The following is a 25,550-nucleotide window of genomic DNA, read 5'->3' on the forward strand; positions in this document are numbered from 1 at the left end:
CGCAATTTGCGGACAGTGCACACCTTGTCGCTTGCAATCTGTGTGCGCAACCCTTTGAGTATGTCCATGGCGACAGCCGACGGGAAACCGGTCAAGTCGCCGTGCACTGCCTGAGCTTGCTTCGGCTGGAGTTGACGTGTCGGCGAGCCCGAGAGAGAGCGCGTCGGCACACCATGCGGCTGTGAGACCCGTCGAGGGACATCACCAACTCCTCGGGCAGAAGGGGGAGATGACGTGCTGACACTGGGCATGCTGGCAGGCAGGGCGGAGCTGGAGCTGGCCTTCGCCGGAGGTGTCGACGCCGCCCGTTTCGAGGCCGTCGGCGTGGCCGGACTGACGGCCCTGACCGTGTCGCAGCTGCTGGAGGGCGAGCCTCAGCGGCGCCTCGACGCCGGGTGCCTGGTCCTGGTCACCGGGCTGCAGTTCCGCGGCCGGGGCCGCGCGGAGGTCGCCCTGGAGACGCTCATGGAGCAGCTGGCCCTGGACGCCTGCGCCGGCCTCGTGGTGAGCCTCGCGCCCGGCGCGCACCAGCCGCTGCCCCAGGCGATCCGTGACCTGTCCCACGCGCTCTCCGTGCCCGTGCTCGTGACCACCGCGCCGCTGCGGGAGTGGGCCAAGACGCGCCACCGCCTCCAGGAGAGCCGCCTCGCCGGGGCCGAGCTGCGCGCCAGCCAGCTCACCACGCTGGTGCAGCAGGTGCCGTCCGAACTCGCCGACCCCCGCGCCATGCAGCGCATCGCGGACTGGCTCGCCCGCGCCCTCCAGGTCCAGGTCCTCGTCAGCGACCCGCACCGGGTGCTCGCCGCCTCGCCCGCCACGGCCGCCGAGGCCCTGGCCCCGGCGATCATCCACAGCTCCGTCGACGCGGCGGCGTCCGGCCGCCCCACGGGTCCGCACACCCGGCTCATCTCCCTCGGCCCGGCGCGCGGTGCGGGCACGGTCCTCGCCATCGCCCGCGGCACGGCCCCCTTCGACGACGCCGAGGTGCGTCTGCTCGGGCACGCCGCGAAACTCCTCGGCCTCCTTGACCAGGCGCGCCGGGAGTACCGCGCCGCCGCCGAGACCTCCCGCGCGGCCCGCAGGGCGGCGGTGGAGCTGCTCCTCGACGGCGAGGTGGACAAGGCCCGCAGGGTGCTCGCCGCCCAGGCGCCCGGTCTCCTCGACGCCGACACGGTCCGGGTCTTCGTCGTCGACGTGCCCTGCGCCCACCGGGACGTCGCCGTGCGCCGGTGCGAGGTCGTCACGGAGGGCCGCGCCCTGGTGATCGCCGACCCGCGCGCCGATCGCCGGATCCTGGTCGTGCAGCCGGTCCGCCCCGGCCGGGCCGACGACGGCGTGGGCGCCGACCTCACCCGGCTCGTCGCCGCCCTGGGCGCCGAGGCCTCCGTCGGCGGCAGCGGTGTCTACTCCATGTCCCTGCTCGCCGACGCGCTCCGGGAGGCGAGCGCGGCCCAGGGGTTCGCGCTGCTGCAGCCGGACGCGGCCGCGCTGTCCGCGCCGAACACGGACCTGATCGGGCTGCTCCCGCCGCGGGACGCGCAGCTGTGGGCGAGGAGCCTGCTCGACCCGTTGATGCGCCACGACGGCCAGTGGGAGCAGATGCGCGAGACCTTGTCGATGGCCCTCGCCCACCCCTACACCGTCGCCGCCCGGCGCCTGAACCTGCACCGCAACACCGTCACGCGCCGCGTCGCCCGGGCCGCCGAGGCGCTGCGCGTGGACTTCGCCTCCGTCGCCGACCGGATAGCCGTCGGCCTCGCGCTCGAACTGGTCACGCACCGGGAGCCGCCCGCGCGGTCCATGACGCCTGGCGCCTACGCGCCGACGCTCCACTCCCTGCTGTCCTCGCCCCAGGTGACGGCGTGGGCGGACACCCTGCTGCGGTCGGCCCGCGGCGACCGCAGGGACCTGATCACGACCGCCACGGTGTGGCTCACCCACGAGGCGCACCTGGAGCCGGCCGCGCGGGCGCTCGGCCTGTCGGAGGCCACCGTGCGCTCCCATCTGCGGGCCCTGGAGGCGCACATGTCCCGGGACCTCGGCTCCCTCGGCGGCCTGCGCGACCTCCAGTTCGCCCTGTACGTCGCGACCGGAAAGGTCGAGATCGCGGAGAGCCGGGGCGTCCTGGTCCCGGCGACGTGACCGCCGGACCCGCGACATAAGGGGCGTACGGGGGCGAGGGGGGACCGCGGCACGGGAGGCTCACGAAAAACAGAGGCGTGGTGGCCGCTGACTGAGTACGCTGTACGCTATTCATGCCGGACAGCTGTGCGAGCCGTACAAGGAGCCCCCGTGAAGGTCACCCCCGCCGACAGCCACACCCTGATCCAGGTCCGCGGAGCGCGGGAGAACAACCTCAAGGACGTCTCCCTCGACCTGCCCAAGCGGCGCCTCACCGTGTTCACCGGAGTCTCGGGATCCGGCAAGTCCTCGCTCGTCTTCGCCACCATCGCGGCCGAGTCGCAACGCCTGATCAACGAGACGTACACCGCCTTCATCCAGTCGTTCATGCCGAGCGTGGGCCGCCCGGACGTCGACGAGCTGCGCAACCTCAGCGCCGCGATCGTCGTCGACCAGGAGCGCATGGGCGCCAACTCCCGCTCCACGGTCGGCACCGCCACCGACGCGTACACGATGCTGCGGATCATCTTCAGCCGCCTCGGCGTGCCGAACATCGGCACGTCCGGGGCGTTCAGCTTCAATCTGCCCGACGGCATGTGTCCCGAGTGTGAGGGCACCGGCGAGGTCTCGACCGTCGACGTGGACCAGCTCCTCGACCGCGAGAAGTCCCTCAACGAGGGCGCCCTGACCCTCCCGTACTACGCGGTGGACTCCTGGAGCTGGCAGATCATGGTCAACTCCGGTTTCTACGACCCCGACAAGAAGCTCAAGGACTTCACCGAGCAGGAGTGGGCGGACCTGCTGCACAAGGGCCCGGTCAAGGTGAAGGTCGGCTCGAACGGCTTCACGTACGAGGGCCTCGTCTCCAAGATGCAGCGCACCTGGCTCGCCAAGGACCGCGACGGACTCCAGCCGCACATCAGGGCCTTCGTCGACCGTGCCGTGGTCTTCCGGCGATGCCCGCTCTGCGAGGGCACCCGCCTGACCCAGGAGGCGCTCTCCTCGAAGATCGACGGCGTGAACATCGCGGAGTGCTCCGCGATGCAGATCGACGACCTCGCCGACTTCGTCCGCTCCATCGAGGACCCGGGCACCGCCCCGCTGCTCGCCAACCTCCTCGACCTGCTCGACTCGCTCACCGAGATCGGCCTCGGCTACCTCAGCCTCGACCGCCCCTCAGGCACCCTGTCGGGCGGCGAGGCGCAGCGCGTGAAGATGGTGCGCCACCTCGGCTCCAGCATCACCGATGTCACGTACGTCTTCGACGAGCCGACGATCGGTCTGCACCCGCACGACATCCAGCGCATGAACGACCTGCTGCTCCGGCTGCGCGACAAGGGCAACACCGTGCTCGTCGTCGAGCACAAGCCGGAGGTCGTCGCGATCGCCGACCACGTCGTGGACATCGGCCCGGGCGCGGGCACCGCGGGCGGCGAGATCTGCTACACCGGCGACGTGGCGGGCCTGCGCGCCTCGGGCACCCTCACCGGCCGCCACCTCGACCACCGCGCCCGGCTCCGCGACACCGTCCGCACCCCGAAGGGCCACCTGGCCGTCAAGGGCGCCGACGCGCACAACCTGAAGGACGTCTCGGTCGACGTGCCGCTCGGCGTGCTCACCGTCGTCACCGGGGTCGCCGGATCCGGCAAGAGCTCCCTGATCCACGGCTATCTGTCCGGGCAGGACGGGGTGGTGGTCGCCGACCAGTCCCCGATCCGTGGCTCGCGCCGCTCGAACCCGGCGACGTACACGAACCTGCTCACCCCGATCCGCAACGCCTTCGCCAAGGCCAACGGCGTCAAGGCGGCCTTGTTCAGCGCCAATTCGGAGGGCGCCTGCCCGAAGTGCAACGGCCTCGGCCTTGTCTACACCGACCTGGCGATGATGCAGGGCGTCGCCTCCGTCTGCGAGGAGTGCCAGGGTGAGCGCTTCACACCGGAGGTCCTCACCTACCGCCTCAACGGCAAGAACATCAGCGAGGTCCTCGGCATGTCGATCGCCGAGGCGTACGACTTCTTCCCCTCCGGCCAGCCGCACACCATCCTCGGCCGCCTCGCCGACGTCGGCCTCGGCTATCTGCGCCTCGGCCAGCCGCTCAACACGCTCTCCGGGGGCGAGCGGCAGCGTCTGAAGCTCGCCATCCACATGGCCGAGAAGTCCTCCACGTACATCCTCGACGAGCCCACCACCGGCCTCCATCTGGCCGACGTGGACAAGCTCCTCGCCCTCCTGGACCGGCTCGTCGACGACGGCAACTCCGTCATCGTCATCGAGCACCATCAGGCCGTCATGGCCCACGCCGACTGGATCATCGACCTCGGCCCGGGCGGCGGCCACGACGGCGGCGAGATCGTCTTCACCGGCACCCCCGCCGAACTGGTCACCGGGAGCGACACCTTGACGGCCCGTCACCTGCGCGAGTACGTCGGGTCCTGATCGGTGCCGCGGCGGGCGGGTCGCCGACCGTGACCCGCCCGTCGCGCACGCGCTGTGACCCAGGCCACGCCAGCGGGTCGCTCACTTCTCGCCGGTCGGGTGGTCATACCTGCACTTCCCGCGCAGAGGTTCCGGCGGTCCTGCGCCGCCGGTGCCCTGCTGCCTTCGAGGTGAGAGGCGTGACCATGGGCACGAACGTGAACGCGGAGCGGATTCTGGGCTGGGTGGAGACGGAGCGCCTCGGCGTCGCCGACCTCCTGGCGGAGCTCGACGACGCCGAGTGGAAGGCGCCTTCGCTCTGCGAGGGCTGGACGGTGCGCGATGTCGCCGCGCATCTGACGCTGTCGACGCGTACGACATGGCGCATGGTGCTCGGCGGCGCCCTGCGCGCCCGGGGTGACTGGAACCGCATGGAGGCCGAGTTCGCCGTGCGCCGGGCGGCCGCGTTCCCGCCCGCCGACCTCGTCGCCCAGATCCGGGAGACGGCCGCGTCGCCCCGCCGGGCACCCATGGCCGCCCCCGCGGACCCCCTGGTCGACTTCCTCGTCCACGGGCAGGACATCGCGCGCCCGCTCGGACGTACGCGGACCATGCCCCCGGAGCCGACGGCCACCGCTCTCGACCACGTCGTGGGCAGCCCGTTCTACGGCGCCCGCAAGCGTCTGCGCGGCCTGCGCCTGATCGCCACCGACGCGGACTGGTCGACGGGCGACGGCGCGGAGGAGGTCAGCGGCCCGGCGGGCGACCTGCTGCTCCTGGCGACCGGCAGGCCCGCCGGGCTCGCGGGCGTGTCCGGGCCGGGCGCCGAACGCCTGGCGGCGGCGCTGTAGCACGGGACGCCGCCCGTCCTTGTGGCGCGACGGCACGGGACCGGGTGGCGCGGCAGACGGGAACGACGTGATCACGCCATTCGTGTCAGTGACTGTCGCGAAATTCCCGGGCGAGAGCTGCGCCCCCTGCGAGGTCATGGGGCGTGACGGCGGCGCGGGAGCATCACAAACCGGCCGTGATGCTGAACTCAGGGGCGTCCGGCGCGAAGTTGGCCGAACCGGGCATGTTCCAGATGTGTGCATGGGGCATGAAGTGGGGGTCGGGACACCGCACCACCCGTCCGAGCGCATCGGAGGCCCCCATGGCGCAAGCCGCCCCCTTCCCCCAGGACCGAACCTGCCCCTATCACCCGCCCGCCGGCTACCGGCCGCTCAGCACCCAGGGCCCGGTCAACCGCGTCACCCTCTACGACAACAGCGAGGCCTGGCTCGTCACCGGGCACGCCGAGGCCCAGGCCCTGCTCACCGACCGCCGCCTCTCCGCCGACCGGCAGCATCCCGCCTTCCCGATGATCGCGGCCCGCTTCGAGCTCTCCCGCCGGGAGCCGCTCGCCCTGCTCGGCGTCGACGACCCGCTGCACAACAAACAACGCCGCATGCTCATCCCCACGTTCGGGGTGAAACAGGTGGCGGCGATGCGCCCCCGCATCCAGCACATCGTCGACGGGCTCCTCGACGCCGTCGTCGCCCAGGGGCCGCCCGTCGAGCTGGTCGCCGCCTTCGCCCTGCCCGTGCCGTCCATCGTCATCTGCGAACTCCTCGGCGTCCCGTACGCCGACCACGACTTCTTCGAGGACGCCGCACGCCGCATCCTGCGCGGCGCCACGGCCGAGGAGTCGGAGGCGGGCCGTGTCGAACTCCTCGACTACCTCGGCGACCTGGTGGACCGCAAGGCCAAGACGGCCGACGGCGGCACGGGGGCGGCCGCGGCCGACGCCACCCCCGAGGGCGTACTCGACGAGCTGGTGCGCGAACGGCTGAGCAGCGGCAGCCTGGACCGCGACGAACTCGTGCGCATCGCCCTCATCCTGCTCGTCGCCGGGCACGAGACCACCGCCAACATGATCTCGCTCGGCACCTTCACGCTGCTCGAACACCCCGATCAGCTCGCGGCCCTGCACGCCGACCCGGACCTGATCCGCGACGCCGTCGAGGAACTGCTGCGCTTCCTGTCCATCGCGGACGGACTCGTGCGCGTCGCCACCGAGGACATCGAGGTGGCCGGGCAGACCATCCGCGCCGACGAGGGCGTGGTCCTCGCCGCCTCCACCATCAACCGCGACACCGCCGTCTACCCCGACCCCGACGACCTCGACGTGCGCCGCAGCGCCCGGCACCACCTCGCGTTCGGCTTCGGCATCCACCAGTGCCTCGGCCAGAACCTGGCCCGCGCCGAACTGGAGATCGCCCTGCGATCCCTGCTCACCCGCCTACCCGACCTGCGGCTCGCCGTCCCCGTCGACGAGATCGAGATGAAGCCCGGCGACACCATCCAGGGCCTGGTCGACCTGCCCGTCACCTGGGGGCGCGGCTGATGCGCGTCACCATCGACACGGACGTCTGCATCGGCGCGGGCCAGTGCGTCCTGACGGCACCGAAGGTCTTCACGCAGGACGACGACGGCTTCAGCGAGCTGCTTCCCGGGTGCGAGGAAGAGGTGGCCGACCCGATGCTGCGGGAGGCGGCGCGGGCCTGCCCGGTCCGGGCGATCACCCTGCACACGGAGACGTTCGCGCCCGAGCCCCGGCGCGGCGAGGCCTGAGCCACCGGGTGGAATCCGCCTCGCCGAGCCCGAAGCCCGACCGGGATCGGCAAGGCGGTTCCGCCTCGCCGTCGACCGCACGGCCGCGCCCCAGGGGGCCCGAGGCCCTGTCGCCCCACCGACCCGGGACAATGGCGCGATGCGCATCCGATCCCTCCGTCACGGTGAGTCGACCCGCCTCCAGGACATCGAGCGGGCGGCCGGCCGCTGCTTCCACGACGTCGGCATGCCGGAGATCGCCGACGACGAACCGCCCGCCCTCGACGAACTCGCGGGCTACGAGCGCGCCGGGCTCGCCTGGGTGGCCGCCGACGAGAACGACGTACCGGTGGCCTACCTCATCGCCGACCGTGTCGACGGCGACCTGCACGTCGAGCAGGTGTCCGTGCACCCCGACCACGCCCGCCACGGCATCGGCCGCGCCCTCCTGGACCACCTCGCCGACCGCGCCGCGGCCGAGGCGGTCCCCGCGCTGACGCTCACGACCTTCAGGGACGTGCCGTGGAACGCCCCGTACTACGCGCGCTGCGGCTTCGTGCTCCTCGACGAGGCCGAACTGGGCCCGGGGCTGCGGGCCGTCCGGGCGAAGGAGGCCGAGCACGGCCTGGACCGCTGGCCCCGCGTGTGCATGCGGCGCCCCGTGCCGCTGCCCGCCGCGCCTCTCCGGTAGCCGGGGGAGGTAGGGGAGCGGCGAGGGGCGAAAACCGGCCGCAGTGAGCCAGGGCGGGGTCTGTGACGGTCGGAGGGCTTCATACCGACTTGGTCTGGACCTATCATCGGTCGGCATGAGCGGGCGAGCGTACGCCCTCGGGCCGGGGCGGGCGCCTCGGCTCCGACAGGACGTCCCGCTTGCGGGAGCCACGCCGCACGCCGTTCAGCACGCAGAGGGACCTCTCCTCCCTGTTCCCGTCCTTCCCCCCTCGGCACAAGGAGAGATCACGCATGTCCTCACCGTCACGTCCCCCTCACTCCGCTCACCCCACCCACTCCGCCGACCCCCCTCACTCCACCGACTCCTCTGCCCCGCCGCCCCCCTCCCCGTCCCCTCACACCTCCGTACCGACCGGCACCCCGCGCCGACACGCCCTCGCGGTCGCCTCCGGCCCCCAACCCGGCGCTGACGTCGGCCTGTTGCTGCTGCGCCTCGCGGTCGGCCTCACGATGGCCGCGCACGGCTCGCAGAAGCTCTTCGGCTGGTTCGACGGCAACGGCCTCGACGCCACCGCCGCCTTCTTCGCCTCCGACGGCTACAAGGCCGCCAAGACGATGGCCTGGGTCGCGGCCCTGACCGAGACCCTGTGCGGTCTCGGCCTCGCCATCGGCCTGCTCACACCGCTCGCGGGCGCCGGGATCCTCGGCATCATGCTCAACGCCATGGCCGTGAAGTGGGGCGGCGGCTTCTTCAGCCCCGAGGGCGTCGAGTACGACATCGTGCTGCTTGCCGGCGCGGTGTCGGTGGCCCTGGCGGGGCCCGGCCGCCTCGCCGCCGACGAACTGCTGCCCGTGCTGCGGGACCACCGGTTCTCACGCGGGGTCGCGGCCGTCGCCCTCGGCGCGGTGTCCGCCGCGTTCGTCCTGGTGGTGCTGCGGGACTGAGTCTCGGCCTCGTGCCCACCTTCCCTCACTGAGGGCTGTGTAGGCGGCCTCCGCGACACGGCCCGGGGCGGAGTCCGCCGGGGCGTGGGCCAGGAAGCCCGCAGGGGTGCCGCTGAACGTGATGCGGCCGGAGCGCAGGACGGTCACGTGGTCCGCCGCCGCGGCGAGGTCGGCGACGTCGTGGGTGGAGAGGAGCACGCGTACGTCGTCGGTGAGTGCGCCGAGCGTGTCGTGGAAGACGCGGCGCTGGTGCGGGTCCATGCCGGCGGTGGGCTCGTCCAGGAGCAGGACACGGGCTTCGTGGACGAGGGCGGAGGCGACGCCGACGCGGCGCAGTTGGCCGCCGGACAGGCGCCTGGCCTTCGTCTCGGTCTCCTCCGTGAGCTCGACGCGCGCGAGCGCACGGGCGGCGGCGTCCCACGCGGCGCGCTTGCCCATGCCTTTGAGCCAGCCGGTGTAGGCGACCTGTTCGCGCGCTGTCAGCCCGGTCATGGGGATGACGCGTTGCGGCAGCCACGCGACGGCGGCACGGTAGGCGCGCCGGTGCGAGGGGATGCCGTCGAGGGTGATGGTGCCCTTGCGGGGGCGGGCCACGGATGCCGCGAGGTGCAGCAGGGTCGACTTGCCCGCCCCGTTGGGGCCGAGCAGGACAGTCAGGCCCCGCGGCAGCGTGTACTCGAGGTCGCGCAGGACGGGCGGGGCCCATGGCCGGTAGGCGTAGGTGCACGAACGGATTTCGAGGGTCATGGCGATCTCTTCCCCAGTGGTCAGGAGTCGGTACGGGGGCGGGTGCCGAGTTGGACGGCGAGACCGGCGGACAGCGTGAGGGCGGCCGCCGTGGCCGCGACGGGGTCGTCGGCGGCGCGGGGGAGCACGGTCCAGAGGGCGGGGTCGCCGGTGCGGTCGAAGCCGAAGAAGACGACGGCGGCGAACCAGACGACCGGTGTCATCACGGCGGGCGGCCCGGCACGGGGCCGCACGCAGAGCGTCAGTCCGGTGAGGAAGGCGGTGTTGCGGCCCAGGGGCGTGGCGGCACCGGGGCCCAGCACCGCGTCGGCGCCGAGCCCGGCCGCCGTCGCGGCGGCGACGGCGGCCAGCGTGAGTCCCGCGTCTCGGGCACGGACGCGGCGCACGGACGAGTCCTCGGCGGCCGACAGCCGTGACTCCAGCGACATCAGCAGCACGGCACACAGGGGCACTGGCACCAGCAGCATGGCCGGCACCGGGTTGTCGGCACCGGTGCGGAACGACGGCAACCGCGCCACGGTGTCGTGCAGCAGCAGGACGAGTGCGGTGAGCAGTGTCAGCCCCACGGGCAGCAGGGTGTGCGCGCGGCGCGCCTTGACCCACCACCACATCACGTGTCACCCGCGCGGCCCGCGTCACCGCAGGCGCGTTTGAGCTCGCTCCGGTACCAGGACGCCTGCGCGGCGGTGGAGGCGCGGCGCACGGTCGCGACTCGCTCCTTGATGAGCGCGAACACCTCGTCGCCGTTGTCGTACTGGGCCAACTCCTCGCGCTGCGCCGTCAGATACCGCTTGGCCTCACCGGTGTTCCCGGCGGCCCACAACATGGCGCTGCGGCTGGCGACTTCGTCGGAGGTGTTCGCGCACGGGAAGCGGACGGCCCGGGTCAGGACCTGGTAGCGCGTGGTTGCGTCGCGCTGGCCGGCTGTGAGGGGGAGCCACCAGATTTCGCCGGTGGAGGGGCGGGGGCGGGCGCCGTTGATGACGTTGTCGGAGATGGTGCGGGGCAACGTCACCCGCACGCCCGCTGCGGCGAGTTCACGCACCACTGCTTCTGCCTCCGCACGCACCTCGGCGGGCTCCGCGCCCCCGGCGACGGGGACACAGACCCGGGGAGCCGATCCCGCGCAGGTCATCCGCGCGTGGCCGACCGAAAGCGGCGCGGTGTGGCCCCAGCCCTCGGCGATGTCGTACGCGGCCAGCGTGCCGGTGAGGGCGACCACGCAGGAGAGCACGGGCACGGCGGTGCGGACACCGCGGTTCCGGGCGGTCACCCCGAGCAACGCCAAGCCCAGCGCGATGCTCCCGGTGAACAGGAACTGGGGAGCGAGAGCGGTCCACGTGGTCCGCTCCCCGAACGACAGGACCGTGGAGAACGCCCCGGACACATGGCGGGGCCACATGCGCTCGCCGGAGGAGGCCGACGAGGCCACGCCGTAGAACACGCCCGCGGCGAGCAGCGGCGCCGCAACGAGGCGGGGCACGACCAGGCCGACGGCGAAGCCGATGACACCGTGAGCGGCGGCCACGAACAGAGCCATGGCCAGCAGCGGGACGCAGTCCGGCGTCAACACCGTTCCCTCGCTGAGCAGGCCCAGGCCCACCGGGAACAGGAGCATGGCCCAGGCCAGCACCAGGACGGGGAGCAGCGCCTGGGCGGCGATGGCGTGGTGGTTCCTGGCGGGTGCGCCCGCCCACACTCCGGCGCGCTTCATGCGGCCGCTCTCCCACGCCGCCAGGCTGGACGCGGTGGCGTACGCGAGAGCGTACAGGGGGTCCAGTACGAAGGAGACGGTCTCCAGGGCGTACGGGATGTCCCCCCGGGTGAACTCGTAGTCGCGCGAGAAGCTGACGTGGAAATAGAACAACACCAGCCCGAGCGCCGGCGGGGCAGCCCACAGGGCGCTGGAGGTGCGTACCAGGGCGGCGAATCTCATGGGACTCCAGAGCAGCAGAGACGAGAAGCGAGGGGTGCCTCCGTGGTCCGCAGGCACCCCTCGACGTGGCCGGCTTCCGGGTCAGTCGTGCTTCGAGGTGTCGACGTACACCTTTCGCACGCTGAGCCTGTTGCCGTAGTCACGGCCGTTGATCTTCTTGATCTGGAAGAAGTGCTTTCCGTTGGACAGGCCGTGCCACTGGCCGTTGCTCTTGCGGTTGCCGTGGAAGCACCGGGAGAACTTCTTGGTGCCCCAGCTCTTGTCCGGCCGGAAGCTGCGGTCCCACCGGAGTTGCACATGCGTGGAGATGTCCCGGGCGCCAAGGACCCGGCACTTCTTGAACCACACCTGTGAGTACCCCTTGTCCTGCCACCGGCGGGACTGGAATCCGGTGAGGGCGCCGCTCAGATGGCCCTGCCAGTTGCGGAGCTGGGGAGCATCGGCGCCGGGGTCAGGAGCAGCGGTCGCCGTCGGCATGCCGCCCAGCAGCGCTGCGGCGGCAATGCCGCTCACGGCGGCTGTGCGCGCCTTGGTCATATGTGAGTTCACGGGTGAACGATCCCTTCCGTCCGGATGTGGCAGCTGCGTGCTCGGCTCGTGGCCGGGCTGTCCTGGCGATTTCAGGCGGTCGGCCGTTTTCTCGCAGCCCCTGTCCGTGCCGGTGGACAAAACAGCGCCGGCCCGGCTGCGGGGGAGACCGGCCTGACGGCGCCTTCTCGGCGCCGTGGTGGCTGTGATGGGCTGGGGAGGAGTCCGTCGAGGGGAGGCTGAGGCTGCGGTGGGGCGCCGTGAGAAACCGATCGATCCCGGCGCGGGGCCGGTGCAGGCATTCGCCTTCGCGTTGCGCAAACTGCGCCGAGAGGCGGGAGGTCCGCCCTACCGCGCGATGGCCGAGGACGCCGGATACTCCATCGCCGCGCTGTCCCGCGCGGCGGCGGGGGAGGTGCTGCCGTCCCTGGCGCTGACCCTGGCCTATGTACGGGCCTGCGGAGGGGAACCCGCGGAGTGGGAGCTGCGATGGCAGGCCGTGCGGGACGAAGAGGCCGCACAGGTCCGGGAGGCCGACGCGGAGGCGGCTGATCCGCCCTATCGCGGTCTGACGCGTTTCGAACCCGGCGACCACTCACGGTTCTTCGGCCGCACGCGTCTCGTGGACCGGCTCACCGCCCTGGCCGGGGCCCGACGGTGTCTCGTGGTGCTCGGCGCCTCGGGCAGCGGAAAGTCCTCCCTCCTGCGCGCCGGCCTCGTCCCGCGATTACGGAACACCACCGACCCGGAGCTGCGACCGGCGGCCATCCGCATCCTCACGCCCGGCCCGCAGCCGGTGCGCGATCACCGCCGACTGTTCACCCCGGCCGCGGGAGCGGGGGACACCTGGCTGGTGGTGGACCAGTTCGAGGAGGTGTTCACCCTCTGCCACGACGTGGGGCAGCGGCGGGAGTTCATCGACCTGGTGCTTTCGGCCCGGGAAGCCGGGAGCGGGCTGCGCGCCGTCGTGGGCGTGCGGGCGGACTTCTACGCCCGCTGCCTCGAACACCAGGGGCTCGCCGGGGTCCTCGGAGAGGCGAGCCTGCCCGTCGGCCCCATGTCGCCGGACGAGCTGCGCGACGTCATCGTCAAGCCCGCGGCCGCCGAGGGCCTCATCGTGGAACGGGCCCTGACCGCCCGGCTCATCGAGGAGACCGGCCAGGAGCCAGGCGGACTTCCGCTCCTCTCGCACACACTCCTGGAGACCTGGCGCCGCCGTCAGGGCCGCACACTGACCCTGGCGGGTTACGAAGCCGCCGGGGGCATCCACGGCGCCATCGCCCAGACCGCCGAAGACCTCCACACCCGACTCACCCCGCCCCAGGCGGAGGCGGCCCGCCACATACTGCTGCGCCTGATCACCCCAGGAGAGGGCGCCCCCGACACCCGCCGCCCCGTCGACCGCGCGGAACTCGCCACCGCCCCCTGCGCGGGCCCGGCTCCGGACCCCGCCCCGGACACGGTGCTGCAGCGATTGGCCCGGGCCCGCCTCGTCACGTTGGACGGCGACACCGTCGACCTCGCCCACGAGGCACTGATCACCGCGTGGCCCCGGTTGCGGAGCTGGATCGACGACAACCGCGAGCGGCTGCGCAGGCACCGGCGGCTGACCGCGGCGTCCCGCAACTGGCACGACCGCGGCCGGGACAGCGGGGCACTGCTGCGCGGCACCGAACTCGGCGAGGCGGAGGACGCCTTCCGTACCGCCGGACAGCAAGAGGAACTGACCCCGCCGGAGCGTGACTTCCTCCACCAGTCCACCCGCGCCGCCCGACGGCGCACCCGGCGCACCCGTCAGGTCATGGCGGCCCTCTGTGTCCTTGTGGTGCTCGCGTTGACCGCGACCGGCATCGCCGTCCAGCGGACGACCGCCGCCGACACCCAGCGGCGCCTGGCCACCTCCCGTGAACTGGCCGCACGTGCCGGTCAGTTGAGCGACGGACGCCCGGAGGCGGCCATGGTTCTCGCTCTTCGGGGATACCGGCAGGCCCCCACCACGGAAGCCCGCAGCAGCTTGCTGAGCGTGCACGCCCGCTTCAACGCCAACCAGCTCACCGGGCACGCCGCGTCCGTTCTGAGCACGGCCTTCGCCCGCGGTGGCCGCACCCTGGCCACAGCGAGCTGGGACCACAGCGTCAAACTGTGGAACCCGCGCTCCCGCCGCCTCCTGGCCACCCTGACCGGCCACACCGATGCCGTCACCGCGGTGACATTCTCGCCCGACGGCCGCACCCTGGCCACGGCGAGCAACGACCGCAGCGTGAAGCTGTGGGATGTACGGTCCCGCCGCCTCCTCGCCACGCTGACCGGCCACACGAACACGGTCGAGGGAGTCGCGTTCTCCCCGGACGGCCGCACCCTGGCCAGCGCGAGCAGTGATCGCACGGTGCGCTTGTGGGACGTACGCACGCACCAGGAGCGCGTCGTCCTGACCGGCCACGCCGATCCGGTGTTCCGCGTGGAGTTCTCTCCGGACGGCGCCATGCTGACCAGTGCGGACTCCGGACGCACGACGCGCCTGTGGGACGTGTCCTCCCACAGAACCCTCGCGGTGCTGGCCGGGCGCACCGGCGCTGTCAACGCGGTGGCCTTCTCTCCCGACGGCCGCACCCTGGCCACAGCGGGCACCGATGACAGCGTGAAGCTGTGGGACGTGCGCTCCCGCCGCCTGCTGGCGACGCTGACCGGCCACACCGGCGCTGTGCAAGGTGTGGCGTTCTCGCCGGACGGCCGCACGCTGGCCAGCGCGAGCGCCGACCGCACCGTCCGGTTGTGGCGTCCCCGTCCGGGTCCGGCCGTGGCCACCCTGACCACGAAGAAGCCCCTCAACTCGGTCGCGTTCTCCCCTGACGGGCGTACCTTGGTCACCGCGGGCCAAGACCCCACCGTCCGCCTGTGGGACGCGGACTCGCGTCGGCCGACCGCCACCTTGCCCGAGCGCTCCGGCACTCTCACCGCGAGGCCGTCCTTCGCGGACCCCCACGCCTACCTCACCGTCGACCCCGCCACATCGGCCTTCCGCTGGTCCACCGTCGCCCCGCGCACCCGCCCGGCCGCCATCCGCTCCCCGGCGCCCGTCACCGAAGCAGTGGTCAGTGGCGACGGCCGGGTGCTTGCCACGGGAGATCGGGAGCGCGTCGTGCGCGTGTGGAATCGGGCTACCGGCAGACGCATCACCACGCTTCCCAAGGCCACCTGGAACCTGCGGCAACTGGCGATCGCTCCGGACGGCAGAACCCTCGCCGCCGGAGGCACGGACGGCACCATCCGGGTGTGGAACGTCGCCGCCCGCCGCACCGTCGCCACGCTGCGCACGGGCCGTCCGGTGACCGCGCTGGCCCTGCGGCCCGACGGCCGCGCCGTGGCCTTCACCAGCGGTGACGGGACCACGCGGCTGTGGACCATCCGCTCCGGACCGGCAGCCCGCCCCCTGCCTGCCCCCACGGACGCCAGCATGGCCCTGGTCTTCAGCCCCGACGGCCGCACTTTGGCCGTCGGCGGCAACGACGGCACCGTCAAGCTGTGGGACATCGCCGCCGGACGCGCCACCGCCACGCTCACCGGCCACACGAGCGTCATCATCGGGGCGGAGTTCAGCCCCGACGGCTCCACGCTCGCCACCACCAGCACCGATCGCAGCGTACGGCTGTGGGACACCCGCGCCGCTCGTGTGCGCGCCACCCTCACCGGATCGGCCGTTGTGGGCATACCCACCGTGCGGTTCTCTCCCGACGGCCGCGCCCTGGCCGTCGGCACCCCCGGTACGACCCGCGCCTGGAGCATCGATGCCGACTACGTCGCCACGCGCGTCTGCCGCCTCAGCACAGCCCACCACTGGGCACAACTCCTCCCGGACCAACCGGTGAAAGGCCTGTGCCCGGCATAGGCGGCCCCGGACCGCACTGCGGGATCATGGAGTACACCACCCAGACCAACGTGAGGAGCGGCAGGCCATGCCCGAGCCGGGAACCCACGACCAGGAGCAGCACGCTCCGGTGCCCGACGGCACAGCGCCGATGACCGCCGAGGAGATCGCCGCGGCCCACGTGGGCGCGGTGCCCAGGCTCGACGACCAGGTCACGCTGGCGGAGTACGACCCCCGCTGGCCCCAGGTCTTCGCCGCCGAGGCCGCACGCATCGGCGCCGCCCTCGCGGACGTCCGGCACACGATCGAGCACGTGGGCTCGACGTCGGTGCCCGGCCTGCCCGCCAAGCCGGTCATCGACATGCTCCTGACCGTCCCGGACCCGGGGGCGGAGCAGACGTACGTGCCCGCGCTCGAACAGCTCGGCCACACCCTCGCCATCCGGGAGCCCGACTGGTACGAGCACCGCGTGCTGCGCCGGTACGACCTCGCGCCCGGTGCCGCCTCGGCGAACCTGCACGTGTTCCCGTACGGCTGCGAGGAGGCCGCCCGCATGCTCCGGTTCCGGGACCGGCTCCGCGCCCACGACGACGACCGCGACCTGTACGCCCGCACCAAGAGGGCGCTGGCGGAGCGGACGTGGGAGTACCTGCAGAATTACGCCGACGCCAAGTCGGACGTGGTCGAGGGGATCCTCGCGAGGGCGGAGGAGGGGCCGAGGTGACGGATGCCCGGGAGCGGGGTGGCGGGCGCTGAGGCAAGTCCCCCCCGTCGGGGAACGGTGGCGGGGCACTACCATCCCGTCATGCGACCGGCCCGGTACAGCGACGAAGACCTGGAACAGCACTCCCTGCGCCGAAGGGTCGCGGACGACGGACAGCGATCGGGGTTCGAGCACGACGTCGACCGGATCCTGTACTCCACGCAGTGGCGCGCGCTCGCGGGCAAGAGCCAGGTCGTCGCCAGCGGCGAACTCGGCGCGTACCACACCAGGCTGACCCACTCCATGAAGGTCGCCCAGCTCGGGCGGCGGATGGCGGAGCGCCTCGAGCGACGCTACGGCGGCCCCAACCCGGCCCTCGTCGAGGCGGCCTGCATGGCGCACGACATCGGTCACCCGCCCTTCGGCCACGCCGGCGAGACCGCGCTGCGGGCGACGATGGACGAGCTGCGCGCCGCCGACGGGAAGCTCGACAGCTTCGAGGGCAACGCGCAGACCCTGCACATCCTCACCTTCCTGGCCGCGCACAAGTACCCCGGCCACCGCGGCCTGCACCTGACCCGCGCCTGCCTGGACGCGGCGACCAAGTACCCCTGGGAGCGCGCCTCGCGCGACGTCGACCCCGCCCGGCACACCAAGTGGGGCGTCTACGCGGTCGACCGGGAGGCGTTCGCCTGGGTGCGGGCGGGCCGGGGCGACGACGCGGTGCCGGTCGAGGAGCAGGTGATGGACTGGGCCGACGACGTCACGTACGCCTGTCACGACGTGGAGGACTTCTACCGCACCGGGCTGATCCCGCTCGCCGCGCTCTTCCCGCCGCCCGGGGCCGGGGGCGGAGACACCGAGCGTGAGACGCGGCGCTTCCTGGACTACGTGGAGGCCAAGCGGCTGCGCGCCGGTGCCGCCTTCGACCGGGACGAGGCGGTGCGCCTGCTCGCCGACATCGCCAAGGCCCTCTCGGTGCCGGGGCCCTACGCGGGGCGGCACGCGGACGACGTCGCCGTCAACGCCAGGACCGCCAAGCTGATCGACCACTTCACGCGGGACATCGGCCTCGACGTCGGCGGCCCGGCGGCGATCCGGCACGGGGCGCGGCTCGTCGTCCCCGCCGAGCGCCGGGCCGCCTGCGACCTGCTCAAGGAACTGGTCTGGTGCTACGTCATCGACCGCCCGGCCCTCGCCACCCAGCAGCACGGAAAGCGCCGCGTCGTCTCCGAACTGCTGCGCTGGACCCATGAGTCCCCCGGGCTCCTGCCCACCGACCGGGCCGAGGAACTGGAGCTGCACGGCGACCCGCTGCGCGCCGCGGCCGACCACGTCGCGTCCCTGACCGAGGGCCAGGCCACGACCCTGCACCGCCGTCTGTCGGGCACCAGCCTGGGATCGGTGAGCGACGCCGGGTGGCTGTGAGCGGCGGCGCGAACGGCGCCGTGCACCCATCGCTGCGCGGCGACCAGGCACAGTCCGACGAGCGGGTCGTCCGGTCGGCCCGCGGCCGCCCACAGCTCCGCGCGACGGCGGCGCAGCGGCGCGCACCGGACCGCGCCGTCCCGCGCGCACGCACCGACCGCGGTGCGCTCACCCGATCCTGGGCGTCACGGCTTGAGCGCGAGGCCCCCGTGCTCACCGATGGCCACCGGGGCGGGCGACTTGGGGTCCGGGCGCCAGAAGGGGACCGAGACGACGCCGGGGTCCAGGAGCTCCAGGCCCTCGAAGAAGGCCTCGATCCGGTCGACGGGGCGCAAGTAGTAGGGGACGGCGCCGGTCTCGTTGTAGGCGTCCTGGGCCTGTTCGTAGTCGGCGTCGACGCCTCGCGAACCGTCGTTGATCGAGAGGTAGCTGCCCGAGGGCAGTCCGTCGAGGAGGCGGGCGACGATGGCGCGTGCCTGGTCGTAGTCGGCGACGTGGCCCAGGATGTTGCTGAGGATCAGGGCGGTGGGGCGGCTGAGGTCGAGCGTCTCGGCCGCGGCCGCCAGGATGCGGTCGGGTTCGGCGATGTCGGCGTCGACGTAGGCGGTCGCGCCCTCGGGGGTGGAGGTGAGCAGGGCGCGGGCGTGCGCGAGGACCATCGGGTCGTGGTCGGCGTAGACGATCCTGGTCTCGGGGGCGAGCCGCTGCGCCACCTCGTGGGTGTTGTCCACGGTCGGCAGGCCGGTCCCGATGTCGAGGAACTGGCGGATGCCCGCCTCGTCGACCAGGTACGTGATGTTGCGGGCCAGGAAGGCGCGGCTGCTGCGGGCGATGGTGACGATGCCGGGGTAGACGGCGCTGTAGGCGTCACCGGCCGCCTCGTCGACGGGGTAGTTGTCCTTCCCGCCCAGCCAGTAGTTCCAGATCCGGGCCGAGTGCGGCACCGACGTGTCGATGTGCGGGCGCGCGGCCTGTCCGGGCGTCGTCGAGGGGTCGGTCATGGCACCGTCCGTCTTCTACCGGGGCGTGAACTGTCTCACCGCACAAGGTACGTCCCGATGACCTTGACGGGGACACCGGTGCCGGTTCAGGGGCGCGGCGCGCTCGACTCCCGTACGACCAGCTCCGGCGCGAGCCGTATCGCCCGCTGCGGGCCCTCGCTGCGCCCGGCGAGGCGGCGGTTCAGCAACTGCGTGGCCTCCGCGGCCAGTTCGGCGACCGGCTGGCGGACGGTCGTGATGCCGGGGGCGGCGAGCGCGGCCATCGGGATGTCGTCGAAGCCGGTCACGGCCACCTCGCCGGGCACGTCCGCGCCGAGCTGCTGGAGGCGCTGCAGCGCGCCCACCGCGATCAGGTCGTTGGCGCACACCAGCGCGTCCGGCCGGGCGTCCCACACCAGGTCGACGGCCGCCCGGCCCCACTCCACGGAGAAGCCGCCGAGCGCCAGGCGCCCGGGCGCGCCCGGATCGAGGACGGCGGCCCCGGCCGCGTACGCGGCGCGCCGCTCGGCCGCGGCCGAAGCCGTCCCGTCGGCGCCCAGGTAGCAGACGCGGCGGCGGCCCGTCGCGGCCAGGTGGCCGAGGACGAGGGCCATGCCCGCGGCGTTGTCGACGGCCACCGAGTCGGCGATGCCCGGGCCGCAGCCGCGGTCCATCAGGACCAGCGGCACCCGGGCGGCCGCCGCGGCGACCGCGTCCCGGCTGCGGTGCTCGTCGGCCGGGATGACGAGGAGGGCGTCGACGCGACGGCTCAGGAGGTCGTCGATGTACTCGGCCTCGGCCTTCGGGTCGTCGTCGCAGTCGGCGAACAGCACGGCGCGGCCCTCGGCGTGCAGGGCGTGGGTCAGCTCGCGCACCAGGGCGGGGTAGAAGGGGTTGGTGATCTGCGGCAGGACCAGGCCGACGGTGCCGGTGGAGCGGCTGCGCAGGGCGCGGGCGGCCTGGTTGGGCCGGTAGCCGAGGGCCTCGGCGGCCTCGCGGACGCGGCGGGCCGTCTCCGGGCCGACGGGGCGCGTCCCGGCGAGCACCCGGGAGACGGTGGCGACGGAGCAGCCGGAGGCCCGGGCCACGTCCCGCAGTGTTACGTCAGCCACGCCTCGGCCCACCCCTTCAATGCGTTTCGGCAAACGTTATCAACGGCGGGGGTCGGTCACCAGGGGTTCTTCATGCCTGGTCGGAAGGGTGGGACCGGGTCCCGTGGCGGCGCGTGGGTCGGGACGTGCCGCGGATCATTGACATAATTCATCCATCTCCACACAGTCTGTTGGAGAACGTTTTCCCGAGTGCCGCCCCGCCGTGGCAGCTCAGCCGAACAAAGAGGTTCCGCCGATGGCCCGAAAGATCATCCTCGACTGCGACCCCGGACATGACGACGCGATCGCCATGCTCCTCGCGCACGGCAACCCGGACGTCGAACTGGTCGCGGTCACCACGGTCGTCGGCAACCAGACCCTGGAGAAGGTCACCCGCAACGCCCTCTCCGTCGCCCGCATCGCCGACATCACCGGCGTCCCGTTCGCCGCAGGCTGCCCCCGCCCCCTGGTGCGCACCGTCGAGACGGCACCCGAGATCCACGGCGAGAGCGGCATCGACGGCCCCGTCCTGCCCGAGCCCACCCTGGACCTCGACCCCCGCCACGCCGTCGACCTCATCATCGACACGGTCATGGCGCACGAGCCCGGCGAGATCACCATCGTGCCCACCGCGGGCCTGACGAACATCGCCCTCGCCGTCCGCAAGGAGCCGCGCATCGCCGAGCGCGTCCGCGAGGTCGTCCTCATGGGCGGCGGCTACCACACGGGCAACTGGAGCCCCGTCGCCGAGTTCAACATCAAGATCGACCCCGAGGCCGCGCACATCGTGTTCAACGCGGGCTGGCCCGTCACGATGGTCGGCCTCGACCTGACGCACCAGGCCCTCGCGACGCCGGAGGTCACCCGCCGCATCGCCGAGGTCGGCACCCGCCCCGCCGTCTTCGTCGGCGAACTCCTGGACTTCTTCGGCGCCGCCTACCGCGAGGCGCAGGGCTTCGAGCACCCGCCGGTGCACGACCCGTGCGCGGTCGCGTACGTCATCGACCCGAGCGTCATGACCGTACGCAAGGCCCCCGTGGACATCGAGCTGACCGGCACCCTCACCCTCGGCATGACCGTCGCGGACTTCCGCGCGCCCGCCCCCGCCGACTGCCGCACCCAGGTCGCCGTCGACCTGGACCACGAGCGGTTCTGGGGCCTGGTCGTGGATGCCCTCGAGCGGATCGGTGACGTGCCCGCGTGAACGCCTCCCTCGCCGAACCCGCACCGTCCGCCGCCTCTCCCGGCGGCCGGCCCGTCCGCGTGTGGGTCCTCGTCACCGCGCTCCTCGCGGCCTGCTTCGCCTTCCAGCTGAACGCGAGCATGCTCAGCCCCGCCCTGAAGAGCGTCGAGGACTCCCTCGACGCGACCTCCGCCGAGGTCGGTCTGACCCAGACGGCGTTCTTCACGTCCGCCGCGCTGTTCTCGCTCTTCCTGCCGCGCCTCGGCGACCTCATCGGCCGCCGCCGCGTCCTCGCCGCGATGATGGCGCTCATGGCCGTCGGCTGCGTCGTGGCCGCCCTCGCGCAGAGCGTGCCCATGCTGTTCGTCGGCCGCGTCATCCAGGGCGTGTCCGGGCCGACCGTGCCGCTCTGCCTGATCATGCTGCGCAACGAGGTCCACGAGCCGAAGCGGTACGGCACGCTCCTCGGCGTCATCACGGCCGTCAACGGCGGCATCGCGGGCGTCGACTCCATCGCGGGCGGCTCCCTCGCCGACCACTACGGCTTCCAGTCCGTCTTCTGGGTCATGGCCGTCGTCGCCGGACTCGCCATGGTCCTCGTCGCCACGCTCACCCCGGAGTCCACGGCCCGCGCCTCCGGCGCCGACAACCGCATGGACTGGCCCGGCGTGGCGCTCCTGGTCGTCTCGGTCGGCGCGGCCCTCGTCGCCCTCAACGAGGCCGGGAAGCTCGGCAAGGCCAACTGGCCGCTCGTGGCCGGGCTCGCCGTCGTCGCCGCCCTCGCCTTCGCCGCGTTCTGGCGCGCCGAGGACCGCAGCAGGCACCCGCTCGTCGCGACCCGGCACCTGCGTCAGCGCTCCACGTGGGCGCTGCTCCTGACCACGGTCCTGACGATGACCGGTGTCTTCGCCGTCATGAACGGCATGATCCCGGCCTTCGCCCAGAACGCGGACGCCGGGTTCGGGATGAGCGCCGAGGCGTCCGCCTGGTGGACCCTCACCCCGTACGCCCTCGCGGGCCTCGCCATGGGCCCGCTCGCCGGGCGCCTCGCCGCCACCCACGGCTACGGCAGGATCCTGCGCCTCGGCCTCGTCGGCTCGGCCGCGACGGTCGCCCTGATGCTCGTGACCCTCCAGGCCGACTCGCGCGCGCTCCTGCTCGTCTCGTCGGTCCTCATCGGCGTCACCTACGCCGGGGTCGGCAACATCGTCCTCAACGGCCTCGGCATCGTCCTCTCCCCGAAGGAGAACCCGGGCTTCCTGCCGGGCCTGAACGCCGGCGCGTTCAACCTCGGCGCGGGCCTGAGCTTCGCCCTCCTGTACGCCGTCCAGACCGCCGCCGCACCCGCCGACAAGACGTCGACCGCGGGCTACTCGGCCGCCATGATCGCCGGAGTCGCCCTCATCGCTGCGGCGTTCGTGACGTCCTTCCTCATCCCGAAGCCGGTGGAGGCGGAGGCGCACGAGTGAGGGCACGAGTGAGGGTCGAGGCCCTGCGCATGCGCGGCGGTGGTGACGTGGCCCGGGTGACGTGATCTCTGTGATGGGGGCGCCCCACCTGCTCGGCGGGTGGGGCGCCCCCGTGCGTTCGGCGTCGGCCTCGGCTTCGGCGCGAGTGCGGTGGCCCTGTGGACCGCTCGCCCCGTGGGGCAGTATGGGGCGTCGCATCGGCCGGCCACGGAGGGGGCGCCGGTATGGGCTATGAGCTGCACGCGGTGATCGCCGAGGGCGAGTTGCTGCGGAACGCCGCGCGCGACGTCGCCGCAGCCCGCCTCGCTCCGCTCGGCCAGGGCCTGTCGCTGATGCCGATGACCGACGCGCTCTTCGACGCCGTCACGGACGGCGGGCCCGCGCGCCCGCCGGGGTTCCGGCGGCTGCCGGGCGGCTTCGACGCCCTCCTCGCCACCTGGTCGGCCGCGGGTCCGGTGGCGTACGTGGAAGCCGAGTACTTCGGTGGCGTGGGCGAGCAGCGGGCCGCCGTGTGGGACGGCGGCACGCTCGCGCTGGGGCCGCTCAGGGTGGGGGAGGGGCGGCTTGCCGCCGCCGGGAGCCCGATCTCGCAGGCACTGCGGCGGCTCGGCGTGGTGGCGGGCGCGGACGAGGACGAGTTCGCGGCGGTGGGGCTCGGGCGTCATCGGGACCCGGAGGCGTGGATCGGCTGAGGAGCGCGTACGGCAAGCCGGCGCACCGCGGCGGCGAGCACGGCGACCCCCGCCACCGCCACCAGCGCCGTCCCGCTCCCCGCCACCACCGCGAGCTGTGCGAAGGCCGCCGCCCCGACGGCGCCACCCGCGAGGTCGAGGGTGCTCAGCCACGACATGGTCTCCGTGACGCGTCCCTCCGGCGCGAGCTCCCCACCGGTCGTCCGCAGCGCCGCGAAGACCGAACCGATGGCGAGCCCGGCCACCGGGCAGACGAGCAGCACGACCGGCGGCGAGACCCGCGCCGCGCAGGCCAGCGCGCCCGCCCCCGCGGCGAAGACGCACAGCAGCACGCCGATCCGGCGCCCCCGGCCCTCCCGGCAGGGCAGGCACAGCCCCAAGGCCAGACCGCCCGCGACGCTCCCGACGGACAGCGCGCCGAGACACCACTCCGCGTACGCGGCGGCGCCGCGCTTCCGCGCGTAGCTCGGCAGCACCACGTCCATGCCGGTGACGGCGCACACGAACAGGCCGTTCACGGCGAGGAGGCGGCGCAGCGGCGCGCTCCGCAGCGGCCCCGCCCCGAGCCCGCGCCCGACCGGCCCCCGGGCGACCGGCAGTCCGAGCAACGACCAGACCGCACCGGCCGAGAGGACGCCCACCACGAGGAGCGGGGCGCCCGGCGAGACCGACACACCGAGCCGGCCCGCCAGCGCGGGCCCGAAGATCAGAGCCGCCCCCGTCATCGCCGAGTCGAGCGCCATCGCCGGGCCGAGGGCGCGGGCTGCGACCCCCTGCCAGACGGTACGCATCATGACGGCGACCGGTGGCGCACAGGCCCCGAGGAGCGTCGCGAGCGCGAGCAGCCGCAGGAGCGGGCCCTGGTCCCGTGCGCAGACGACCAGAAGCGCGACGGCCCCCACCTGCCCGGCGAGACAGCACAGCAGCACCGGCCGGTGGGAGCAGCGGTCCACGAGCCGCCCCCGCCCCGGAGCCGTGAGCCCTTGCCCGATCGCCGCACAGCTCATCGCCAACCCCGCGACGCCGTAAGAATGGTGATGACTGATCAGGAGCAGCAGACCCAGCGAGGCCATGCCGGTGGGCAGCTTCGACAGCATGCCGGTCGCCGCGATCCGCCAGAAGCCGGGGACGTCGCGGAGCGCGCGGTAGCCGGACGGGGGCCGGTGCGCGGCGGGTGCGGTCCGCTGCTCTGTGGGCTCTGTGGGCTCTGTCAGCTCGTCGGGCGCAGCGGTCACCGTGCGCGGAGTGCCGCGACGGACCAGTCGAGGACCGGTGCCAGGCTGTCCGGCGGCGGCCAGCCGTTGACGACGGCGAGCAGCTCCAAGTACCGGTCCCGCTGCGGGTCGTTCATGGTCTCCAGGCGGGACAGGAGCCGTCGGCGCAGGTCGGCGGGGTCGATGCGGTCGCCGATCATGAGCGCGTAGTGCGCGGTGAGGTCGGCGACGACGGGACCGGCCTCGGGGGCGTCCGGGGCGATGCCCGCGGCCACGGCGGGGGTGACCCGGGCGCGGAGGGCCTCGGCGAGGACGCGGGGGAGGCCGGTGGTGTCGTCCGGGGCCCGGTCGGCCGCCATGTCGTGGGCCATGCCGTGCATGCCGGCGCGGAATCCGGGGTCCTGGAACAGCTCGGCCAACTCCACCCACGCCTCGATCTGTTCGACCTCCGGGTCGGCGGGCAGCTCGGGCGTCATCGACCGCTTGACGCCGATGAACTCCGGGTGCCGGTGCAGGCCGTCGAAGACCGCGGCGAGGAAGTCGTCGACGAGACGTCGCCGTTCGGCCTCGGAGAGCTTCGCGAGCCGGTGCACGAGATCGAGCTCCTCGGGGGTGGAGCCGCGCCGCGCCACCGCCGCGAGCACGGCGCGCCGCAGCCGCAGCCCGCGGATCTGCACGTCCAGCGCCTCGGCGTGCGCCGCCGTGACCTCGGCGAGCGACAGCTCACGGTCGACCACCTTGCGGATCGTGTCGAGGTCGAGGCCCAGATCGCGCAGGGTCCGCACGAGGTCGAGCCGGGCGACCGCCTCGGTGCCGTAGCGGCGGTAGCCACCCGGACTGCGGTCCGTCGGTTCGACGACGCCCCGGTCAGAGTAGAACCGGATCGTCTTGACGGTCAGCCCGGTGCGCCGGGCCAGCTCACCGATCGAATACAGCGCTTCGTCGCTCATGGGCCCACCCTGCAGTCTC

21 protein-coding genes are annotated in these 25,550 nt (G+C 73.1%); 13 read left to right on the plus strand and 8 right to left on the minus strand.

Annotation, left to right across the window (positions count from 1 at the left end; translation table 11 throughout):
• Positions 1 to 234: 234 nt before the first annotated feature.
• From AB6L24_RS17335 to AB6L24_RS17365, 7 genes are all read left to right on the plus strand, one after another.
• Positions 235 to 2,142, plus strand: coding sequence for a PucR family transcriptional regulator (locus AB6L24_RS17335; protein WP_405656235.1), 1,908 nt, complete (start codon positions 235 to 237; stop codon positions 2,140 to 2,142).
• Between the two features lie 150 nt (positions 2,143 to 2,292).
• Positions 2,293 to 4,557 carry an ATP-binding cassette domain-containing protein gene (locus AB6L24_RS17340; RefSeq protein WP_405656236.1) on the plus strand — a complete coding sequence of 755 codons (2,265 nt, stop codon included), beginning with the start codon at positions 2,293 to 2,295 and terminating at the stop codon, positions 4,555 to 4,557.
• A 185-nt stretch (positions 4,558 to 4,742) separates the two neighbouring features.
• Positions 4,743 to 5,387 carry a maleylpyruvate isomerase family mycothiol-dependent enzyme gene (locus tag AB6L24_RS17345; RefSeq protein ID WP_405657203.1) on the plus strand — a complete coding sequence of 215 codons (645 nt, stop codon included), beginning with the start codon at positions 4,743 to 4,745 and terminating at the stop codon, positions 5,385 to 5,387.
• Positions 5,388 to 5,689: 302 nt separating this feature from the next.
• A complete protein-coding gene (locus tag AB6L24_RS17350) occupies positions 5,690 to 6,922 on the plus strand; it encodes a cytochrome P450 (RefSeq protein ID WP_405656238.1) in 1,233 nt (410 codons plus the stop codon).
• The gene (locus AB6L24_RS17355; RefSeq protein ID WP_405656240.1) at positions 6,922 to 7,149 is read left to right on the plus strand and encodes a ferredoxin; all 228 of its coding nucleotides are present in this window, start codon (positions 6,922 to 6,924) and stop codon (positions 7,147 to 7,149) included. The genes AB6L24_RS17350 and AB6L24_RS17355 overlap by 1 nt, the downstream gene beginning before the upstream one ends.
• A gap of 139 nt (positions 7,150 to 7,288) precedes the next feature.
• Positions 7,289 to 7,819, plus strand: a complete 531-nt coding sequence (locus AB6L24_RS17360) for a GNAT family N-acetyltransferase (protein ID WP_405656241.1) — start codon at positions 7,289 to 7,291, stop codon at positions 7,817 to 7,819.
• A gap of 272 nt (positions 7,820 to 8,091) precedes the next feature.
• Positions 8,092 to 8,745: a DoxX family protein gene (locus AB6L24_RS17365; RefSeq protein ID WP_405656242.1), complete on the plus strand. Its 654-nt coding sequence runs from the start codon at positions 8,092 to 8,094 to the stop codon at positions 8,743 to 8,745.
• Here AB6L24_RS17365 and AB6L24_RS17370 read toward each other — a convergent pair.
• The 4 genes from AB6L24_RS17370 to AB6L24_RS17385 all read right to left on the minus strand — a co-directional run bounded on the left by AB6L24_RS17370 (position 8,674) and on the right by AB6L24_RS17385 (position 11,977).
• Positions 8,674 to 9,492, minus strand: a complete 819-nt coding sequence (locus AB6L24_RS17370; protein ID WP_405656243.1) for an ATP-binding cassette domain-containing protein — start codon at positions 9,490 to 9,492, stop codon at positions 8,674 to 8,676. The two genes, AB6L24_RS17365 and AB6L24_RS17370, sit on opposite strands and share 72 nt — an antisense overlap.
• Positions 9,493 to 9,512: 20 nt before the next feature.
• Positions 9,513 to 10,058 carry a hypothetical protein gene (locus AB6L24_RS17375; RefSeq protein ID WP_405656244.1) on the minus strand — a complete coding sequence of 182 codons (546 nt, stop codon included), beginning with the start codon at positions 10,056 to 10,058 and terminating at the stop codon, positions 9,513 to 9,515.
• A gap of 44 nt (positions 10,059 to 10,102) precedes the next feature.
• Positions 10,103 to 11,428, minus strand: a complete 1,326-nt coding sequence (locus AB6L24_RS17380; protein ID WP_405656245.1) for a hypothetical protein — start codon at positions 11,426 to 11,428, stop codon at positions 10,103 to 10,105.
• An 81-nt stretch (positions 11,429 to 11,509) separates the two neighbouring features.
• Complete coding sequence (locus tag AB6L24_RS17385) at positions 11,510 to 11,977, minus strand: hypothetical protein (RefSeq protein ID WP_405656246.1); 468 nt, start codon at positions 11,975 to 11,977, stop codon at positions 11,510 to 11,512.
• Between the two features lie 229 nt (positions 11,978 to 12,206).
• On the opposite strand from AB6L24_RS17385, the gene AB6L24_RS17390 reads away from it, so the two are divergent.
• From AB6L24_RS17390 to AB6L24_RS17400, 3 genes are all read left to right on the plus strand, one after another.
• On the plus strand, positions 12,207 to 15,842 hold the full coding sequence (locus tag AB6L24_RS17390) for a hypothetical protein (RefSeq protein ID WP_405656247.1): 3,636 nt from the start codon (positions 12,207 to 12,209) through the stop codon (positions 15,840 to 15,842).
• A gap of 67 nt (positions 15,843 to 15,909) precedes the next feature.
• A complete protein-coding gene (locus AB6L24_RS17395; RefSeq protein ID WP_405656249.1) occupies positions 15,910 to 16,545 on the plus strand; it encodes a GrpB family protein in 636 nt (211 codons plus the stop codon).
• Between the two features lie 81 nt (positions 16,546 to 16,626).
• Positions 16,627 to 17,952 carry a deoxyguanosinetriphosphate triphosphohydrolase family protein gene (locus tag AB6L24_RS17400; protein WP_405656250.1) on the plus strand — a complete coding sequence of 442 codons (1,326 nt, stop codon included), beginning with the start codon at positions 16,627 to 16,629 and terminating at the stop codon, positions 17,950 to 17,952.
• Between the two features lie 185 nt (positions 17,953 to 18,137).
• Here the strand turns inward: AB6L24_RS17400 and AB6L24_RS17405 are convergent, their stop codons facing one another.
• Positions 18,138 to 18,953: an SAM-dependent methyltransferase gene (locus AB6L24_RS17405; RefSeq protein WP_405656252.1), complete on the minus strand. Its 816-nt coding sequence runs from the start codon at positions 18,951 to 18,953 to the stop codon at positions 18,138 to 18,140.
• An 86-nt stretch (positions 18,954 to 19,039) separates the two neighbouring features.
• Complete coding sequence (locus tag AB6L24_RS17410) at positions 19,040 to 20,044, minus strand: LacI family DNA-binding transcriptional regulator (protein ID WP_405656253.1); 1,005 nt, start codon at positions 20,042 to 20,044, stop codon at positions 19,040 to 19,042.
• A 235-nt stretch (positions 20,045 to 20,279) separates the two neighbouring features.
• On the opposite strand from AB6L24_RS17410, the gene AB6L24_RS17415 reads away from it, so the two are divergent.
• The 3 genes from AB6L24_RS17415 to AB6L24_RS17425 all read left to right on the plus strand — a co-directional run bounded on the left by AB6L24_RS17415 (position 20,280) and on the right by AB6L24_RS17425 (position 23,367).
• Complete coding sequence (locus AB6L24_RS17415) at positions 20,280 to 21,227, plus strand: nucleoside hydrolase (RefSeq protein WP_405656255.1); 948 nt, start codon at positions 20,280 to 20,282, stop codon at positions 21,225 to 21,227.
• Positions 21,224 to 22,675, plus strand: a complete 1,452-nt coding sequence (locus AB6L24_RS17420; RefSeq protein ID WP_405656256.1) for an MFS transporter — start codon at positions 21,224 to 21,226, stop codon at positions 22,673 to 22,675. Before AB6L24_RS17415 ends, AB6L24_RS17420 begins: the two co-directional genes overlap by 4 nt.
• Positions 22,676 to 22,899: 224 nt before the next feature.
• Entirely contained in the window at positions 22,900 to 23,367 is a 468-nt protein-coding gene (locus AB6L24_RS17425) for a hypothetical protein (RefSeq protein ID WP_405656257.1), read from the plus strand.
• Here the strand turns inward: AB6L24_RS17425 and AB6L24_RS17430 are convergent.
• Entirely contained in the window at positions 23,337 to 24,602 is a 1,266-nt protein-coding gene (locus AB6L24_RS17430) for an MFS transporter (RefSeq protein ID WP_405656258.1), read from the minus strand. The two genes, AB6L24_RS17425 and AB6L24_RS17430, sit on opposite strands and share 31 nt — an antisense overlap.
• Complete coding sequence (locus AB6L24_RS17435; protein WP_405656259.1) at positions 24,599 to 25,531, minus strand: MerR family transcriptional regulator; 933 nt, start codon at positions 25,529 to 25,531, stop codon at positions 24,599 to 24,601. Before AB6L24_RS17435 ends, AB6L24_RS17430 begins: the two co-directional genes overlap by 4 nt.
• Positions 25,532 to 25,550: the final 19 nt, after the last annotated feature.

It is taken from the genome of Streptomyces sp. RK9 (assembly GCF_045070545.1).
Classification (GTDB): Bacteria; Actinomycetota; Actinomycetes; order Streptomycetales; family Streptomycetaceae; genus Streptomyces; species Streptomyces alboflavus.

Excerpts from the sequence above, each read along its gene's own strand:
- AB6L24_RS17355 (WP_405656240.1), top strand. The coding sequence starts at position 6,922 with ATGCGCGTCACCATCGACACGGACGTCTGCATCGGCGCGGGCCAGTGC.
- AB6L24_RS17425 (WP_405656257.1), top strand. The coding sequence starts at position 22,900 with ATGGGCTATGAGCTGCACGCGGTGATCGCCGAGGGCGAGTTGCTGCGG.
- AB6L24_RS17345 (WP_405657203.1), top strand. The coding sequence starts at position 4,743 with ATGGGCACGAACGTGAACGCGGAGCGGATTCTGGGCTGGGTGGAGACG.
- AB6L24_RS17435 (WP_405656259.1), bottom strand. The coding sequence starts at position 25,531 with ATGAGCGACGAAGCGCTGTATTCGATCGGTGAGCTGGCCCGGCGCACC.
- AB6L24_RS17405 (WP_405656252.1), bottom strand. The coding sequence starts at position 18,953 with ATGACCGACCCCTCGACGACGCCCGGACAGGCCGCGCGCCCGCACATC.
- AB6L24_RS17400 (WP_405656250.1), top strand. The coding sequence starts at position 16,627 with ATGCGACCGGCCCGGTACAGCGACGAAGACCTGGAACAGCACTCCCTG.
- AB6L24_RS17360 (WP_405656241.1), top strand. The coding sequence starts at position 7,289 with ATGCGCATCCGATCCCTCCGTCACGGTGAGTCGACCCGCCTCCAGGAC.
- AB6L24_RS17350 (WP_405656238.1), top strand. The coding sequence starts at position 5,690 with ATGGCGCAAGCCGCCCCCTTCCCCCAGGACCGAACCTGCCCCTATCAC.
- AB6L24_RS17365 (WP_405656242.1), top strand. The coding sequence starts at position 8,092 with ATGTCCTCACCGTCACGTCCCCCTCACTCCGCTCACCCCACCCACTCC.
- AB6L24_RS17395 (WP_405656249.1), top strand. The coding sequence starts at position 15,910 with ATGCCCGAGCCGGGAACCCACGACCAGGAGCAGCACGCTCCGGTGCCC.
- AB6L24_RS17380 (WP_405656245.1), bottom strand. The coding sequence starts at position 11,428 with ATGAGATTCGCCGCCCTGGTACGCACCTCCAGCGCCCTGTGGGCTGCC.
- AB6L24_RS17415 (WP_405656255.1), top strand. The coding sequence starts at position 20,280 with ATGGCCCGAAAGATCATCCTCGACTGCGACCCCGGACATGACGACGCG.
- AB6L24_RS17370 (WP_405656243.1), bottom strand. The coding sequence starts at position 9,492 with ATGACCCTCGAAATCCGTTCGTGCACCTACGCCTACCGGCCATGGGCC.